Origin of the sequence: Streptomyces sp. NPDC050418 (genome assembly GCF_044458745.1) — a bacterium.
GTDB lineage: Bacteria > Actinomycetota > Actinomycetes > Streptomycetales > Streptomycetaceae > Streptomyces.
Window position 1 is genome coordinate 82,608 of the sequence record NZ_JBITIG010000009.1, and the last position, 17,443, is coordinate 100,050.

Genomic DNA, 17,443 nt, shown 5'->3' on the forward strand with positions numbered 1-17,443 from the left:
CTGCGACCGGCTTCACGGCATTTGTGTCTTCCGGCGTAGGACGAGAGGTGGCCGCATGTCCGGGCTCGTGGGATGGATCGACTTCGAAAGGGACCTGCGCAGGCATCGCCCCGTCGCCACGGCGCTGGCCGCCACACTGGCGCAGCGCGGACCCGACGGTGAGGCGGTGTGGACCGGCGAACACGCCATGCTCGGCGCCAGGTTGCTGGACATCGGCGGTGCCCGGGACGACCAGCCGTACGTACTGTCCACCGGCGGACACGACGTCGTCGCCTGCGTCACCGGCTGGCCCACCGGCACCGCCGCCCTGCGCGCGGATCTCGCCGCGGCCGGCGTCCGCGTGCCCGCGACGGCGGGCCTCGGCGCACTCGTGGCGTACGCCTACCGGGAATGGGGGCAGGAGTTCCTGCCGCGGCTCAACGGCTCCTGGGCGGTGGCGATATGGGACGGCCGCGCCGAGGAGATGGTCCTCGCGCGCGACCACCTCGGCGGCCAGCCGCTGTATCTGACCCGCACCCCGAGCGGAGTGGTGTTCGGCTCCGAGCGCAAGGTGCTGCTCGCGCATCCCGAGGTGGACCCGGTCGTCGACGCGGCCGGGCTGCGCGAGGCGGTCTCCCAGGCGCTGCCGCACGGCGGCATCTTCTCCGGCTTCGACCGGGTGGGCGCCGCGGAGATCGCCCGCTTCGGGCGCGACGGCGTCAAGCGCACCAAGTACTGGGGCATCAGCACCCAGCCGCACACCGACGACTACGACACCACGGTCGCGAAGGTCCGCGAGATCCTGGCACGCAGTGTCGAGGACAACCTCACGGACGACCCCACGCAGATGCTCGTGATGCTCTCCGGCGGCGCCGACTCCTCCGCCGTCGCGGGACTCGCGGCCGACGCCCTTGCGCGTTCGCAGTCCGGCAATCTGCGCACCTTCACCATCGACTTCCGCAGCAGCAGCTTCCAGGCCGACGTCATGCGCAGCACGCACGACACCCCGTTCGCCGAGGAGGTCGCCGCGCACATGGGCGCCGACCACACGCTCGTCGAGCTGGACACCGGGGACATCCTCGACCCCCTCGTACGGCTCGGCATGCTCAAGTCCAAGGACTTCCCGACCCGTCAGTACGACATGGACACGGCCCAGTACTTGACGGTGCAGCGCGCCGCGCAGGAAGGCTGCAAGGTCGTCTTCGCCGGGTACGGCGGCGACAAGTACTTCCAGGGCGCCACCTGGTTCACGCACAAGGACCTCGTGACCTCCGGCACCTTCCCGTGGGTGGCGCTCGCCCAGAAGTTCGGCGCCGCCAACGGTTTCGGCACCGGTCTGTTCAACGCCGAGGCGCTCGCGGCGCTCGACTTCCCCACGTACTACCGCGACGTGTACGCGACGGCGGTCGGCGAGGTCGAGTACCTGCCCGAGGAGGACGACTGGCAGCGGCACATGAGGCGGGTCGCCTACCTCATGAACACCCGCTTCGGCATCGACGCGGGCTCCTACTCGGCGGCGGGACTGCAGCTGCGCACCCCGATCAACCACCCCGAGCTGGTGCAGTACGCGTACAACATCCCCAACGAGATGCACAACCGCCGTGGCATCGAGAAGGGCATCCTGCGGGCCGCGGTGGCCGACCTGCTGCCCGAGTCGGTGCTCAACCGGCACCGCAGCGCGTCCCCGGTCTCCAACCACCCGGACTATCCGGCCGGCCTCCAGCGGGCCATCAAGGCCGTGCTCGCCGACCCGGGCGCCCCGGTGCGCCAGATCATGGACGTGGAGGCGGCCGGTGCGGTCGCGGCCAGTCTGGACCGGCTCACCAAGGACCGGATGGCCCGCGCCGACGTCGAGCTGATGCTGCAGCTCAACCTGTGGCTCGACCACTACCGGGTGAGGCTGGCACTGTGACCGGCGCGGCGGCCTCGCGTCCGCAGCGCCTCGCACGCCATCTCGACGAGGCGGGCCTGGACGTCCTGGTCGCCACGTCGGTGGAGAACGTCCGGTATCTCACCGGGATCTCGAGCGTCGGCGGCCAGAACCACCCGTACAGCAGCCGTGCCCTCGCGGTGGTGACGAGGGACCGCACCGGTGCCCCGTACTTCGCGAGTTCGAGCGGCGACGTGGACCAGTTCCTCGACGCCACCACCGCGCTCAGCGGCGTCGTCGCCTATGGAACGTTCCACCGGGTCCTTCCCGAGGACCTCGAACTCACCGAGCGCGAGGAGCGGTTCCGGCAGATCGCCGTGGACGTACCGGCCGCACCGGACGCGCTCTCCGCCCTGATACGGATCCTGTCCGGCGCCGGCCTCACCCGCGCACGCATCGGCGTGGACGAGAACGCCGCACCGCCCGGCTTTCTGGCCCGGCTCGCCGAGGCGCTGCCGGCCGCCGAGGTGCGCCCGGCGGCCGCCGTGTTCCAGCAGGTCCGCAAGGTCAAGACCGAGGCGGAGCTGCGCCGGATCGCCGAGTCCGCCGCCATCGCCGAGACGGGGATCAAGGCCGCGCTCGGCATCGCCGCCGAAGGGGTCACCGAGCGGGACATGACGCGGGAGTTCGAGACGGCGGTGGCCCGCGCGGGCGGCCGTCCCCGGTTCACGCTGATCAAGTTCGGCCGGGGCGGGGTGCTCGGCCAGACCCGGCCCACCGATACGCCGCTGCGGCGCGGCGATTCCATCTGGTTCGACGTGGGCTGCACCCACGAGGGCTACTGGTCCGACATCGCGCGGACCGCCGTCCTCGGCGAGCCGTCGCCCCGGCTCGTCGCGCTGTACGGGGCGATGCTGGCCGGCGAACAGACGGCGCTCGAAACGGCGAAGCCCGGCATGACGGGCGGCGAACTCTTCGGCCGCACCGTCGAGGCGGTCAGGGACGCCGGAGTGCCGCACTACCGCAGACACCACGTCGGCCACGGCATCGGCGTGGAGATCTACGAACCGGTCCTGATCACCCCGGGCAACCAGGACGTGATCGAGGAGGGCACGGTCGTCAACTCCGAGACCCCGTACTACGAGTTCGGCCTGGGCGGCGTCCACGTGGAGGACCCGTTCGTCGTCACGTCCGACGGCAACCGGCTGCTCACGACGCTCGACCGCTCGCTCATCGTCATCGACCAGGAAGGCACATGACTCTTTCACGACGCGGCTTCATCAGGGCCGCCGGCGTCACCTCGACGGGACTCCTGCTGACCACCGTCACCGCCTGCGACAGCGGCGGTGACGGTGCGGCGGTGTCCTCCGCAGCCGAGCTCCCGGAGCGCTTCAGCCTGGACTTCAGAAGGCCGCCGGTCATCGAACCCGCCTCGTCGGACGGCACCACCGACTACTTCGACGTACGGGCCCACACCGCCCACGTCGAGATCCTGCCCGGTCTGCGGACCGAGGTCTTCAGCTACAACGGAACGTTCCCGGGCCCCACCTTCAAGGTGCGCAAGGGCCGCAAGGCGGTCGTCAGAACCCGCAACGACCTGCCCGTGCCGATCGTCACGCATCTGCACGGCGGCGCCACACCGGCCGAGAGCGACGGCTACCCCACCGACCTCATCCTGCCCACGTCGGGCTGGACGGCCCATGCACACCACGGCGGCAAGGAGATGAAGGGCGACACCACCGAGGGCGCCAGGACCTACACGTATCCGAACGCCCAGCGTGCCGCCACGCTCTGGTACCACGACCATCGCATGGACTTCACGGGACCGCAGGTCTGGCGCGGGCTCGCCGGGTTCTACCTGGTGGCCGACGAGGAGGAGGACGCGCTGCCGCTGCCCAAGGGCGACCGCGACGTCCCCGTGATGATCATGGACAGGGCTTTCGGCAAGGACGGTTCGCTCTCCTATCCGTCCATCGACCCGACGCTGAAGAAGACTCCCGGTGTCACCGGCGACGCGCACAACGGCATGACCGGGGACGTCATCCTGGTCAACGGTGTGCCCTGGCCGAGGCTCAAGGTGCCCGGCGCCCGCCACCGGCTGCGGCTGCTCAACGCCTCCAACGCCCGCCGCTACCGGGTGCGGCTCGACCCGGAGCCGCCCAAGGGCGATCCGTTCACCCTGATCGGCAGCGACGGCGGGCTGCTCGCCAAGCCGCAGGCGATGGACTCGCTCTACATGACACCCGGCGAACGCTTCGATGTGATCGTCGACTTCGGCGCGTACGAACCCGGTACCGAGGTGACCCTGGAGAACCGTCTCGGAGACGGCTCCACCGGCGAGATCATGCAGTTCGTGGTGGGGGAGAAGGCCGCGGACGACAGTTCGCTGCCGTCCCGGCTCTCCACCGTCGAACGGCTCGACCCGGCGAAGGCGGTGCGCACCCGCTCGTTCACCCTCGCCCGGCACCGGGAGGACGGCCACAACATCTACAAGATCAACGGCCATCCGTTCAGCACCGACCGCAGCTGGGCGGACGTACGGCGCGGCGACATCGAGATCTGGGAGTTCGAGTCGACCACGCACCACCCCATCCACATCCACCTGTCGCCCTTCCAGGTGTACAAGCGCGATGGCTCCACCAACCTCAAACCCGAGGACACCGGCTGGAAGGACACCGCGCGGATGCAGCCGAGAGAGAAGCTCAGCCTCCTCGTCCGCTTCGACGACCACGCGGGCACGTTCGTCTTCCACTGCCACAACCTGGAGCATGAGGACATGGCGATGATGGCCAACTTCCGCGTGTCGTAGGGATTTCGCGGACGACGTCCCGCGTGCGTGACGGGCTCCCGGGGAGGTCTCCCGGGAGCCCGTCCGCACTCCGGGGGCTCAGGCCCGCGCCAGCGTCTCCCGTACGGCCCGTTCCACGGCGGCGGCCCCGTCCGTGCGCGCGCCCGCCGACCGCCAGGCGACGAAACCGTCGGGGCGTACGAGCACGGCCCCGTCGGGTGTCACCCCGTACCGCTCATGCCAGCCGTCATCGGACCGGTCCCCGAGCTCCTTGCCGAACGCGGCCGTGCGCAGCCGCACCCCGGTGCGCCGCGCCGCGGTGTCGGCGGCCGCGCGCCACGCCGGGTTGCGTGCGTCGCAGAGCAGCACCAGCGTCTCTCCGTAGACGTCGAGGAGTGAGCCGGAGCGTTCGCCTTCCCACGCGCGGATCAGGACGGGCACATGAGGCGCGCGCGTCCCGGGCTCACCGGTCAGCTCGGCAGGCGCCCTGAACCGGGGCAGGGCCGCGTCCGCGCCGGCCGCCGCCGGGTAGGTGTGCCCCAGCATCACGTCGAGCACCTCCGCGGTGGCCGCGCGCTGTTCCTCGCTCGCCCGCCCCGAGCGGACCATGAGCCGCAGCCGGGCCTGCTCGATGGTCGCCTCGGCGACCGGCCTGCGCTCCGCGTCATAGCTGTCGAGCAGCCGCTCGTCCGCCTCGCCGTGCAGCACCGCGCCCAGCTTCCAGGCCAGGTTGTGCGCGTCGTGCACCCCGGTGTTGGCGCCGTAGCCGCCGATCGGTGGAATGACGTGTGCGGCGTCCCCGATGAGGAACACCGAACCGTCCCTGAACCGCTCGGCCGACAGCGCGGCCAGCTCCCACGGCAGCACCCCGATGATCTCCACGGCCGCCTCGGGGTCACCGATCGCCGAGCGCACGAGCCGCACACTGCGCTCCGTGGTGAAGTCGGCGGCGAGTTCGCCGTTCTCGGGGCGGTACTGGAGGATGAGCGTCCCGCGCCCCAGCGTGTCGTCATGGCCGAGCACCGCGCCGCTCATGTCGCCGTTCTCGATCTGGCAGATCGAGAACCGCCGTCCGCCGAGCGGCCCTTGAAGGTCCGCGCGGAACAGGATGCTCACCTGGTGCTGGAGCGTTCCGGCACCGGCGCGGGCGATGCCCACCGTCTCGCGTACCGGGCTGCGCGCCCCGTCCGCGGCGACCAGCCAGCGGGCCTCGATCCGCCGCTCCGCGCCCGTCGCCCGGTCCTTCACCGTGGCGATCACGGGCCCGTCCGTACCGGCGGGCCGCTCGAACGAGGTCAGCTCGTTGCCGAACCGCAGGTCGGCCCCGGCCCTGGTGGCGGCCTCGCGCACGATCGGCTCGATGCGGTCCTGGCCGAGGGAGATCTGCCGGGACGGCGTCAGCGCGCTCAGGTCGCCCGGCTCGGGCAGCATCGCCGCCTTCAGCTCACGGCCCGTCAGCGACTCCACGGTGGCCTGACGGCGATGACCCGCATAGCCCGCGGCGGCCCGCAGCACCTCCTCCTCGACGCCCACGGACCTGAGCACCTCCAGCGTCCGCGGATACCACCCCCAGGCCCGCGGGTGCACGGACGTCGACGCGTGCCGCTCCACCAGCACGCACCGCACGCCGTGGTGCCGCAGGAACAGCGCACAGCTCAGTCCGGTGATCCCGCCGCCTGCGATCAGGACGTCCGTCGTCTGTGCATCCGTCGTCTGTCCGGGCAGCTCCTGAAGTTCCTCGGGCTCCTTGCCCACGGCCACTCTCCCTTCCGGTGCCGATGCCGGGCCGCGGTGCATCCCGGGTCCGGTCCGCGCAGCATCGTGCGTACGCGCTGCATCGTCCGTACGACGCCTGGAGAGACCGTCCAGTCAAGCTTGAGGTGAACCGGCCAGCCTGTGGCTCCACCACCGAGAGGAGCCCCACACCGTGTCCGGAATCGCAGGATGGATCGATCACGCGAGGGACCTGCGGCGGGAGCGGCCCACGCTGCTCGCCATGACGGCGGCGCTCGCCCAGCGCGGCCCCGACGGAGAACAACTGTGGCTCGGTGAGCAGGCCGGCCTCGGCACCCGCTGGTCCGACGCCGACGGCACCGGCTCCCCGCAGCAGCCCTGGGAGTACCGGCACGACGGGCGCACCGTGCTCGCCGCCACGGTCACCGGCGTCCTCTACGACACGGACGCGCTGCGGGGCGAACTCGGCCTCACGGAACCCGTCACCCAGGCGGAACTCGTCGGCCGCGCCTGGCTGCGCTGGGGCGAGGACTTCGCCGCACACCTCGACGGCGCCTTCGCCGTCGCCCTGTGGAACGAGCGCGAGCGGGAACTCGTCCTCGCCCGTGACCGGCTCGGCAACCAGCCGCTGTTCTACTACCCGCTGGCGGCGGGCGTCCTGTACGGCTCGGAGCGCAAGGCGATCCTCGCGCATCCGGCCGTCGAGCCGGTCATCGACGCCGACGGACTGCGTGAACTGTTCTCGTACGCGGGCACCGAGGGCCACGGCATCCTGAAGGGCTTCCACCAGGTGGCGCCCGGCACCGTGCTGCGCTGCACGCCCAACGGCCGTACCACCCACCGCTATTGGCAGCTCACCGCGCAGGAGCACACCGACAGCAAGGCCGACACCGTCGCCCGCGTACGCGACCTGCTCTCCGCGTCCGTCACGCGCACCCTCGGCACCGGGGCCGTGCCCGGCATCATGCTGTCCGGCGGCATCGACTCCAGCGCCGTCACCGCCCTCGCGCACCAAGCGCTCGCCCGGCGCGGCGGCGGCCCCGTGCGCACCTTCACCGTCTCCTTCGGCGGGGCCGAGGACTTCAAGCAGGACGAGATCTGGGGCAGCCCCGACGCACCGTTCGTGCAGTCCGTCGTACGGCACCTGGGCACCGAGCACACCGACCTGGTGCTCGACACCGCCGACATCATCGACCCGGCGGTCAGGGCCGCGGTGCTGCGCGCCAAGGACGTGCCGAGCCCGCTGGGGAACATGAACACCTCGCTGTACCTGCTGTGCCGCGCGGTGCGCGAGCACGTCGGCTCGGTGCTGCTCGGCGAGATCGCCGACGCCGTGTTCGGCGGCTTCGCCTGGGTGCACAACAAGGAGCTCGTCGAGGCCCCCACCCTGCCCTGGGTGGCGATGGCCCGCTTCGGCGGCGGCCGGCACGGACTCGGCGGCGACCTGCTCGCGCCCGACCTCCTGGACAAGCTCGACCTCAACGCGTACTGCGGCGACGCCTATACGAGCAGCATGCGGAAGGTGCCGCGGCTCGACGGCGAGAGCGGCCAGGACCTGCGCATGCGGGAGATCACCTACTTCCACCTCACCCGCTGGCTGGAAACTCTGCTCAGCCACGACGAGTCCCTCGGCTCCGCGACCGGACTCGCCACCCGGATGCCGTTCTGCGACTGGCGACTTGTCCAGTACGCCTACAACGTGCCCTGGGACCTCAAGAGTTTCGGCGGCCAGGAGAAGGCCCTGCTGCGCGCCGCCGTCGCCGATCTGCTCCCCGACGACGTCGTCAACCGCGCCAAGAGCCCCTACCCCGTCACGCAGGACCCGGCCTACGGCCACGCGCTGTGCGACGGCATGACCGCCCTGCTCGCCGACCCGGCCGCACCGGCCGCACCGCTCGCCGACACCGCGGGCGTACGGGCCCTCATCGACGATCCGTCGGTCCTCGACAGCGGTATGCGCGCCTGGGTGGCCCGCGCCAACGTCGAGATGCTGCTCGGCCTGAACGACTGGCTGCGCCGCTATGGCGTACGGGTGGAACTGTGAGCGCGCCCGTGCGCACCCTCGTCATCGGGCGGGACGCGGGACCCGCCGGACGGGCCGTGCGCGTCCTGGCGGGCGCCGCCGCGCTGACGCACATCCTGACCACCAAAATCCCCGACCACAGCACCGCCGAGGTGCTCGCGGCGGTGGGCACGGCGCTCGTCCTGGCCGCCGCGTACACCGCTTTGCTCGCGGCGGTGCGGCCGCTGCTCACCCGGGGTGCACGCCGCGGCCTCTCGGGGTGGCCGGGCGGTGCGCTCTTCCTGCTGCCGATGCTCCTCTACCCGATCGGAGTGCTGCCCGAAGCGCCGGCGCTCGGTGTCGCCCTGTACGTGGAGTGCTCCTTGCTCATCGCCGGGCTGAGCGGCTACGGCGGCATCGAACTCGCCGCCCTGCCGGCGCTGATCCTGCGCCAACGGCCCTTGCTCTACGGCCCGTTCACCGCGGTGGACCTCGCCGAGCGGGCCATGCGGCGCCGCAGGCACGCCGCCCCGGAACGGCTCGCGGGCGCACTCGCCGTGGCCGGTCTCGGCTGGTTCTGGGTGGTGGGGCCGCTGGCCTCGGTATCGGGCGGCGCCGGCGACGTGTTCGACGCGCTGAGCGGACTCGACCCGGTGGCGGGCGGGGCCGTGTTCGCGGCCGGTGTGCTGTTCGCCGTGCCCGCGGCGGGACCGTCCGGGCTGCGGCGGCTGAGCGCCGCGGCGTTCGTGCTGCTCGGCCTCGGCGGCATCGCCGGAGCCGTCCCCGACGTCCTGTGGCCGGTGACGATCCTGACCGGTCTGGTCATCGCTCTCGTACGGCTGAAGTCCCCGGCCCGAGCGGAACGCGCCCCGCACCGGCGGCCCCGTGCGCACGTCGAGACCTCTTCCACCACTCGTTGAGAACGCCCTCGGAGCATTCCCCCATGGCTGAGAACAACGCTGCTGCATTCTCCCGGGAGACAACCCCCGGACCCCCGGCCGGACCGGCAGACCGGCGCCGGGCCGCCCTCGCGGCCTGGGCACCCCAGTTCGGCCTCCGGCTGACCACTCCCCGTCTCGAACTGCGCGTACCCGACGAGCACGACCTGCTCGCGCTCGCGGAGAACGTCGCGGCCCACGGCATCCACGACCCCGGCCACTCACCCTTCCCCGGCGCCTGGAGCGACGTACCGCCGAGGGCGGCGGCCGGCCGGGTCATGCAGTACCTGTGGAAGGGTCTGGCACTGAGCCGCCCCGACTACTGGAACCTCGGCCTCGTGGCCCTCCTCGACGGCCGTCCCGTCGGCGTGCAGGGCCTGCAGGCGCGCGGCTTCCCGCAGTTGGGGGAGGCCGCCACCGAGAGCTGGCTGGTCCGCGACAAGCACCGCCAGGGCCTCGGCACCGAGATGCGCGCCGCCGCGCTCCACCTCGCCTTCGCCGGGCTCGGCGCCAAGTACGCCACATCCGCCGTGTACGAGGACAACGCCGCCGCACTCGCCGTCAACAAGAAGCTCGGCTACCAGCCGGACGGCATCGAGGTGCAGTCCCGCAAGGGCGAGGCGGCGGTGCTCACCCGCTGGCGCATCGATGCCCCGCAGTGGGAGCTGAGCCCGGCCGCCGGCGTCCGCGTGTCCTGCCACGGACTCGACGCCTGCCGCGCCCTGTTCGGCGCCCGGCCGCAGGCAACCCCTTCCGTGCGACAGGAGCCGACGTGATCCATGACTCCATCACCGACTGCATCGGCGGCACCCCGCTGGTCCGGCTCGGCCGCCTCTTCCCCGAACCGGGCGTCGAGGTACTCGCGAAGCTCGAAATGCTCAACCCCGGCGGCAGCGTCAAGGACCGCTCCGCGCGCTACATCGTGGAGCGGGGCATCAGGGACGGGATGATCCGCCCCGGCACCCGCATCGTCGAGAGCACCTCGGGCAACTTCGGCGTGGCGCTCGCCATGGTCGCGGTCCGCTACGGTCTGCGCTTCACCGCGGTGGTCGACCCCAACGCCTCCCGTACCAACCTGCGGATACTCCGCCAGTTCGGCGCCGGTATCGAGATGGTGGACGAACGCGACGCGGCGGGCGGCTATCTGCACACCCGCCTCGCCCGGGTCCAGGATCTCCTGGCCGACGACCCGGACGCGGTATGGATCAACCAGTACGCCAACCACCTCAACTGGGAGACCCACGCGGCCACCACCGCCCGTGAGGTCATCGCCGACTGCCCCGAGCCCGTCGACGTCCTGGTGGCCGCCGTCAGCACCGCAGGCACTCTGCACGGCCTCGCCCGCGGACTGCGCCGCACCTGGCCCGCGCTGAAGGTCGTGGCCGTCGACGCCGTCGGTTCGGTCATCTTCGGCACACCGCCCGGGCCGCGGATGCTGCCCGGCGTCGGATCGAGCCGGGTGCCCGAGCTGCTCACACCCGCCGAGATCGACCAGGTGGTGCACATCGACGACGCCACCGCCATCCACGGCTGCCACCGGCTGCTGCGCCATGAGGCGATCTTCGCCGGCGGCTCGTCCGGCTCGGTGGTGGCCGCGGTCGAGGAACTCATGCCCGAACTCCCGCGACCCAGCCGGGTCCTGACCCTCCTCGCCGACCGCGGCGAGCGCTACCTCGACCTCGTCTACACCGACGAAACAGCGTTCGAGCACGACGGACTCACCTACTCAGGACACCTCTGACCCGCGGATCCGGGGCGGCGACCGCCGCCCCGGACACCGCGGCACTCAAGCGGCGGTCAAGCACGGCGCGAGCGGCACGCGACCGGCGTCGGCTGGAGTGGAAGGGCCGTCTGCCACCGCTCCGGACCGCAGGACACCACACGACATCCGGCCCGCAGGACACCAACCGACATCCGGCCCGCAGGCCGAACGAGGGGAACCACCGTGGACGACGTGCTCGTACTCGCACGGCTCCAATTCGCCATCACCGCCATCGCGCACTTCCTGTTCGTCGCGCTCACGCTCGGCCTCGTCACCTACCTCGTGGTGATGCAGACCAGGTGGGCGATCACCGGCAAGGAAGCGCACCGGCGGCAGACGCGCTTCTGGGGCCAGCTCTACGTCATCAACTACGCCCTGGGTATCGGCACGGGCATCGTGATGGAGTTCCAGTTCGGACTCACCTGGAGCGGCCTGACGCACTTCGTCGGGAACGTCTTCGGAGCCCCGCTGGCCATCGAGACCCTCGTCGCGTTCTTCGCCGAGTCCACCTTCCTCGGGCTGTGGATCTTCGGCTGGAACCGGATGGGCCGGGTCCTGCACACCGTGATGCTCTGGCTGGTGGCGCTCACGGCGTACTCCTCGGTCTTCTTCGTCCTCACGGCCAACGGCTTCCTCAACCATCCGGTGGGATACGAGAAGAAGGACGGCGAGATCCGGCTCACCGACTTCACGGAACTGCTCACCAATTCCAACGCGCTGTCCGCGTCCTTCCACATCGTCGCGGCGTCCGTCGTCACCGGATCCTTCTTCATCATCGCCGTGAGCGCCTGGCATCTGCGCCGGCGCACAGGCCACGAGGAATTCTTCTGGTCGTCGATGAAGCTGGCCCTGCCCCTCACGCCCGTGCTCGTCCTGGCGACCGCCGCGCTCGGCGGTCTGCAGATCGGCTACTCGGTGAAGCAGACGCCCACGAAATACGGTGAACGCTCGGACCGGGCCCAGGCGTTGGCCGACCAGTTCACCCAGCAGTTCGGGCCGGGGAACTACTTCGCCCCCGGGTTCGCGCAGACCGCGGAATTCGTCATGATCATCCCGGCGCTGTTCATGATGCTCGTCGTCGTCATCGCGGCGCTCTTCATGTTCCGGCGGAACCTGATCCGCCGCAGGGTCCTGCTGTGGCTGCTCACCGCCGCCGTCTTCCTGCCCTACCTGTCGAACATCTCCGGCTGGATCTTCCGCGAGGTGGGGCGCCAGCCCTGGGCGGTGTACGGCCTCCTGAAGACCGAGGACGCGGTGACACCCGGGCTCTCCTATGGCGCCGTCCTGAGCTCGCTGCTCGTCTTCGGCCTCCTGGTCGTCGTACTCCTGGTCGTGGACTGGACGTTGCTCATCCGGTTCGCCAAGCGCGGACCTGACGGCTCGCATCTCGGGCGCTCGCCCGGAGAGAGCGCCGCACGGTCCGTGGACCTCCCCGGCCAGGCCGACAGGGACCAGGGCGACGGGGACAGGGACGGCAGGGAAGGCGACCCCGCCACGCCGGCCGCCTCGTCCTCCTCCTCGTCCTCGACGCCCGCCTTCTGACCGCCCCTTCGACGGCGCCAACACACTGGGAGTCCAACGTGTGGCACAACATCTGGTACGCGCTCCTCGGGCTGCTCCTGGCGGGCTACCTCCTGCTCGACGGCATCACCATCGGCACCGGGATCATCGGCCGCCGGCTGGCCCGTGACGAGGCCGAGCGGCACACCGTGGCCGCCGCGACCGGTCCGTTCTTCCTTGGCAACGAGGTCTGGCTCGTCGCCAGTGCCGGCATCGTCCTCGGCGGCTTCCCCGGCCTCGAGTCCACCGTCATCAGCGGCATGTACCCGGTGATCGTGTGTGCCGTCGCCGCCCTGCTCGTGCGGCAGGCGGCGATGCAGTTCCGGCGCCGGGTGTCCGGTGCGCGCGCACGCCGCCGCTGGGAGACCCTCGTCCACCTGACGTGTGTGGTCCTCGCGTTGATGTGGGGCGCCCTCGGCGGTGCGGTGCTCGGCGCCGTACCGGCCGAGGACGGGCACCTCGGCATCGACGTGGGCGGGCTGCTGCGCCCGGTGCCGCTGCTCTCCGCGCTCACGGCGGTGGCCGTCTTCGCGCTGCACGCGGCCGTGTTCCTCGCGGTGCGCACCGACGGACCCGTCGCCGTGCGGGCCGCGGAGCTGGCCCGCCGCCTCACGGCCGTGGCGGCCGGGCTCGCCACGGTCACGGCCCTCGCGGTCCTCGTGGACGGCCGCGCACGCGACGGCCTGCTCAACCCGCTGCCCGCCGCGCTGCTGTTCCTCGCCGCGGTCGGCGCGCTGCTGTGGGCGCCACGGCTCGCGTCCGCCGCGAGCCCGCGGGCCTTCCTCGTCAGCGGCTTCGCCGCCTTGGCCCCGGTCCTGGTCATCGGCGCCGCGCACTTCCCGCAGGCCGTGGTCGCCACCGCGGGTCCGGCCGAGCACCTGTCGGTCGCCGAGGCCGCGGCGGACCCCGGCACGCTCGGCGTCGTCGGACCCGTGGTGCTCCTCGTCCTGCCCGTACTGCTCGCGTTCCAGGCGATGCAGTGGTGGGCCTTCCGCGCCAAGTCGGATGAGCGCTCGCCGGTGTACTTCTGATGGCGGGCCGGCGTGCGGTGGCGGATCCGCCGGGCGGGCGGGCGGCCCGACGGCGCGCCGCCGCGGATCCGGACAGTGACCGCGCGATCCGGCGTCGGCTGCTCGGCCTGACCCCGCGCGCCGGCACTACCGGGCTGCTCGTGACGGCAGCCGCACTGCTCGGCGCGGCGGGCACCGTCGTCCAGGCCGTGGCGCTCGCCCGGCTGCTCGGCGGGGTGTTCGCGGGGAACGCGGTCGACGGCGGCGCGGTCGCCTGGGCCGCGGCCGCCGTCGCGGCCCGCGGCATCGCCGGCTGGGCGCAGGCCACGGCCGCGCAGCGGGCCGCGTCCGACATCAAGCTCGCGCTGCGGACCGGTCTGCTCGACGCGGCCGCCCGCCGTAGCCCGTACGACCCGGACGGCCGTCGGGCCGGCGAGACAAGCACCCTGCTCACCAGGGGACTTGACGCGCTCGACCCCTACCTCGTCGGCTATCTGCCGCAGATGCTCGTGGCCGGCCTCGTACCGCCCGCGGTGCTCGTGGCGATGCTGGTCCACGACCCCGTCAGCGCGCTGATCCTGCTGGTGAGCCTGCCACTCGTGCCGGTGTTCGGCGCGCTCGTCGGGCTGCACACCCGGGACGCCACCGCCCGCCAGTGGGCGGCGCTCGCGCGCCTGGGCGGACACTTCCTCGACGCGCTGCGCGGGCTGACCACGCTGCGCGTCCTGGGCCGTGCGCCGGCCCAGGAGGGCATCGTCGCCGAGGTCGCCGACGCCCACCGCAGGGCCACGCTGCGGACGCTGCGGATCACCTTTCTGTCCACGCTGGTCCTCGACACGGTGGCCACCTTGTCGATCGCCCTGATCGCGGTCCCGGTCGGACTGCGCCTCCTCGGCGGCTCCCTCGACCTGACAACGGGCCTGACCGTGCTGCTCCTCGCGCCGGAGGCGTTCCAGCCGCTGCGTGCGCTGGGCAGCCGCTTCCACGCCGGCACGGAGGGGATGGCGACGGCGCGGGAAGCGCTGACGTCACTCGACGCTCCGGCGGGCGTCGGCGCGCCGCGCGAGGAATCATCCGCTTCAGAAGGGGAGTCGAGCGTACGGCGAGACGTCGCCAAACCACCGGAGCCGAGCGTCCCGAGGCCACCACAGAACTCCGCGCCGCCCTCCGGCCCGCCTCGTACGGGAGCCGACGCCGACCCCGCGCGAACCGCCGCGAGCCGCACCGTCGGCACGGCGAGCCGTGACGCCCGGATACCGAGCGGTGACGCCCACCGCACCCACCTGCCGCAGCTTCGCTTCGAGCACGTCACCGTCCGTCTGCCCGGCCGCCCCGAACCCGTCCTGCGCGACGTCTCGTTCGGCGTCGAACCGGGAGAGCACATCGCCCTGACCGGCCCCAGCGGCGCGGGCAAGTCCACCCTGCTCGCGCTGCTGCTCGGCCTCGTACGACCCGAGTCCGGCCGGATCCTCGTCGACGGCAAGGACCTCGCGGCGCTGGACCCGGACGCCTGGCTGCGGCAGACCGCATGGGTGCCGCAGCGGCCCCACCTCTTCGACCGCAGCGTCGCCGGCAACATCCGCCTCGGCGACCCCGACGCCCGCGACGAACAGGTGGAGCGCGCCGCACGCGCCGCCGCGGCCCACGACTTCATCGCCGCCCTGCCCGACGGGTACGCGACCCGGCTCGGCGCGCGCGGCACCACCGTCTCCGCCGGACAGCGCCGGCGCATCGCGCTGGCCCGCGCCTTCCTGCGCGACGCCCCCCTCGTCCTGCTCGACGAACCCACCGCGGGGCTCGACGCGGGCACCGAGGAGGAGGTGCTCACCGCGAGCCGCAGCCTGATGGCGGGCCGCACCGTCCTCGTGGTCGCCCACCGGGAGCGCCTCGTCCAAGGCGCCGACCGGCGGCTCGACGTACGCGGCGCGCGGGTGCGCGCCTGGGAGGCGGTGCGGTGAGGGACCTGGTCTTCGTCCTGCGGACCGCGGGGGCCTCGCCCTGGCGGCTGTTCCCCGCCGCCTGCCTCGCGCTCGCCGCGGACCTGGGCGCCGTGGCGCTGATGACCCTGGCCGCCTGGCTCATCGCGCGCGCCGCGCAGATGCCCCCGATGGGCGCACTGTCCGTGGCCATCGTCGCGGTACGGGCCCTGGCCGTGACCCGCGGCCTCTTCCGGTACGGGGAGCGCCTCGCGGGCCACGACGTGGCGCTGCGCACGGTGGCGAGGCTGCGCGGCAGGGTGTTCGGCGCACTGGCCCGGCGCCCCGCCACCCACCGCGACGTCCGTGCCGTCCGCGACGCGGATGCGGTGTCCCGGCTCGTGGCCGACGTCGACGTGGTCCAGGACGCGCTGCTGCGGGTGCTGTTGCCGGCCGTGTCCGCGCTCGCCGTCACGGCCGCGACGGTCGGCTGCGCCGCGCTCGTCTCCGCGCCGGCCGCCCTCGTCCTGCTCACCGGCCTGGCCGCCGGCGGCCTCCTCGTGCCCGCGCTGACCGCACTCGCATCGGCACGTGCCGCACGCCGCGGAGCCGCGCTCCGCGCCGAACTCGCCGTGAGAACCGTCGACTTGCTGGACGGAGCCGCGGACCTGCGGGCCTTCGGCGCGGCCGGCCGCGAGGTGCGCCGGGCCGCGGACACCGCTCACCGCCTGCGCGCGCACGACCGCGGCGCGGCGCTGGCGGCCGCGTGCGCGACGGCCGCCCTGACCGTCGTGCAGGGGGTGACGGTCATCGCGGTCACCCTGGTGTGCGCGCACCGGGCGCCCGGCGTGTGGCAGGTGGTCCTGCCGCTGCTCGCACTGGCCTCCTTCGAGGTGCTCGCTCCGCTGCCCGCGGCCGCGCAGCAGCTCATGTCCCTGCCCGCGAGCGCCCACCGCGTACGCGCCTTGCTGGACGTGCCGGCAGAGGCACCCGCAGAGGCCCCCGTGGACGCACCGAGGAGCGCACCCGCGGATGCATCGACGAGCGCACCCACGGATGCGCCGACGAGCGCACCGAACCTCGAACAGACCGGCAGTGACCGGCACTTCACGGACAGCACCCTCAACCCGCCACCCCCGGTCCACCTCTCCCTCCGCAACCTCCACATACGCCACCGCCCCACCGACCCCTACGCGGTAAGCGGCGTGGACCTGGACCTGCCGCCCGGTCACCGCGTCGCCATCGTCGGAGCCAGCGGCGCGGGCAAGTCGACGCTGCTCGCCGCAGTCGCCCGGCTCGTCGCGGTCGAGCGAGGTGAACTGCTCCTTGACGGAGCCGACTTGAACCAGGTCCCGGAGGCCGTCCTGCGCCGCACCGTCAGCGGCGCCCTGCAGGATGCGCACGTCTTCCACACCTCCGTACGCAACAACCTGCTGCCCGCCCGGCCGCACGCGGACGACACCGAACTGCACGACGCACTGCGCCGCGCGGGCCTTCTCGACTGGGTGCTCACCCTGCCCGGGCAGCTCGGCACGGTGGTCGGCGCCGACGGCGGCCGGCTCTCCGGCGGCCAGCGGCAACGGCTGATCCTGGCCCGCGCACTGCTCGCCGCACCGTCCGTGCTGCTGCTCGACGAACCCACCGAGGGCGTGGACCGGGCCACCGCCGACGCCGTACTCGCGGACGTGCTCGCCTCGACCCGGGGCCGCTCCCTGATCCTCGTCACCCATCGCACGGAAGGTCTGGAAGCGATGGACGAGATCCTGGTGATGGCCGCAGGCCGGGTCATCCGCCGCGGCACACCGGCGGACGTCCTGCCGCAACTGACGAGCCCTCGGCCACCTCAAGTGCAGACCGTACGAGGGTGACGAGGCGCATCCCCGC

The 17,443-nt window shown here is 72.5% G+C and carries 12 protein-coding genes; 11 read left to right on the forward strand and 1 reads right to left on the reverse strand.

The window, feature by feature from the left end; all coding sequences use genetic code 11:
• Positions 1-55 precede the first annotated feature (55 nt).
• From ACIBI4_RS22680 to ACIBI4_RS22690, 3 genes are read left to right on the forward strand one after another with little or no spacing between them, the layout of a single operon-like run.
• Positions 56-1,891 carry an asparagine synthetase B family protein gene (locus ACIBI4_RS22680; protein ID WP_399205800.1) on the forward strand — a complete coding sequence of 612 codons (1,836 nt, stop codon included), beginning with the start codon at positions 56-58 and terminating at the stop codon, positions 1,889-1,891.
• A complete protein-coding gene (locus tag ACIBI4_RS22685) occupies positions 1,888-3,108 on the forward strand; it encodes a M24 family metallopeptidase (protein ID WP_399205801.1) in 1,221 nt (406 codons plus the stop codon). Before ACIBI4_RS22680 ends, ACIBI4_RS22685 begins: the two co-directional genes overlap by 4 nt.
• A complete protein-coding gene (locus tag ACIBI4_RS22690; RefSeq protein WP_399205802.1) occupies positions 3,105-4,658 on the forward strand; it encodes a multicopper oxidase family protein in 1,554 nt (517 codons plus the stop codon). The genes ACIBI4_RS22685 and ACIBI4_RS22690 overlap by 4 nt, the downstream gene beginning before the upstream one ends.
• Positions 4,659-4,736: 78 nt before the next feature.
• Here the strand turns inward: ACIBI4_RS22690 and ACIBI4_RS22695 are convergent, their stop codons facing one another.
• A complete protein-coding gene (locus ACIBI4_RS22695; protein ID WP_399205803.1) occupies positions 4,737-6,392 on the reverse strand; it encodes an FAD-dependent oxidoreductase in 1,656 nt (551 codons plus the stop codon).
• 172 nt (positions 6,393-6,564) lie between these two features.
• Here ACIBI4_RS22695 and asnB point away from each other — a divergent pair, with 172 nt between their 5' ends.
• From asnB to cydC, 8 genes are all read left to right on the forward strand, one after another.
• Positions 6,565-8,415, forward strand: coding sequence for an asparagine synthase (glutamine-hydrolyzing) (gene asnB / locus ACIBI4_RS22700; protein ID WP_399205804.1), 1,851 nt, complete (start codon positions 6,565-6,567; stop codon positions 8,413-8,415).
• Positions 8,412-9,293 (forward strand): DUF6410 domain-containing protein, encoded by an 882-nt coding sequence (locus ACIBI4_RS22705; RefSeq protein WP_399205805.1) that lies wholly within the window; start codon positions 8,412-8,414, stop codon positions 9,291-9,293. The genes asnB and ACIBI4_RS22705 overlap by 4 nt, the downstream gene beginning before the upstream one ends.
• Positions 9,294-9,316: 23 nt before the next feature.
• Positions 9,317-10,087, forward strand: coding sequence for a GNAT family N-acetyltransferase (locus ACIBI4_RS22710; protein ID WP_399205806.1), 771 nt, complete (start codon positions 9,317-9,319; stop codon positions 10,085-10,087).
• Entirely contained in the window at positions 10,084-11,052 is a 969-nt protein-coding gene (gene sbnA / locus ACIBI4_RS22715) for a 2,3-diaminopropionate biosynthesis protein SbnA (protein ID WP_399205808.1), read from the forward strand. Before ACIBI4_RS22710 ends, sbnA begins: the two co-directional genes overlap by 4 nt.
• 213 nt (positions 11,053-11,265) lie before the next feature.
• On the forward strand, positions 11,266-12,615 hold the full coding sequence (locus ACIBI4_RS22720) for a cytochrome ubiquinol oxidase subunit I (RefSeq protein ID WP_399205809.1): 1,350 nt from the start codon (positions 11,266-11,268) through the stop codon (positions 12,613-12,615).
• Between the two features lie 38 nt (positions 12,616-12,653).
• Positions 12,654-13,664 carry a cytochrome d ubiquinol oxidase subunit II gene (locus ACIBI4_RS22725; RefSeq protein ID WP_399205810.1) on the forward strand — a complete coding sequence of 337 codons (1,011 nt, stop codon included), beginning with the start codon at positions 12,654-12,656 and terminating at the stop codon, positions 13,662-13,664.
• Positions 13,664-15,601, forward strand: coding sequence for an ABC transporter ATP-binding protein/permease (locus tag ACIBI4_RS22730; protein ID WP_399205811.1), 1,938 nt, complete (start codon positions 13,664-13,666; stop codon positions 15,599-15,601). Before ACIBI4_RS22725 ends, ACIBI4_RS22730 begins: the two co-directional genes overlap by 1 nt.
• The gene (cydC, locus tag ACIBI4_RS22735; protein ID WP_399205812.1) at positions 15,598-17,427 is read left to right on the forward strand and encodes a thiol reductant ABC exporter subunit CydC; all 1,830 of its coding nucleotides are present in this window, start codon (positions 15,598-15,600) and stop codon (positions 17,425-17,427) included. Before ACIBI4_RS22730 ends, cydC begins: the two co-directional genes overlap by 4 nt.
• The last annotated feature ends 16 nt before the right edge of the window (positions 17,428-17,443 follow it).

Excerpts from the sequence above, each read along its gene's own strand:
- ACIBI4_RS22680 (WP_399205800.1), top strand. The coding sequence starts at position 56 with ATGTCCGGGCTCGTGGGATGGATCGACTTCGAAAGGGACCTGCGCAGG.
- ACIBI4_RS22690 (WP_399205802.1), top strand. The coding sequence starts at position 3,105 with ATGACTCTTTCACGACGCGGCTTCATCAGGGCCGCCGGCGTCACCTCG.
- ACIBI4_RS22710 (WP_399205806.1), top strand. The coding sequence starts at position 9,317 with ATGGCTGAGAACAACGCTGCTGCATTCTCCCGGGAGACAACCCCCGGA.
- ACIBI4_RS22730 (WP_399205811.1), top strand. The coding sequence starts at position 13,664 with ATGGCGGGCCGGCGTGCGGTGGCGGATCCGCCGGGCGGGCGGGCGGCC.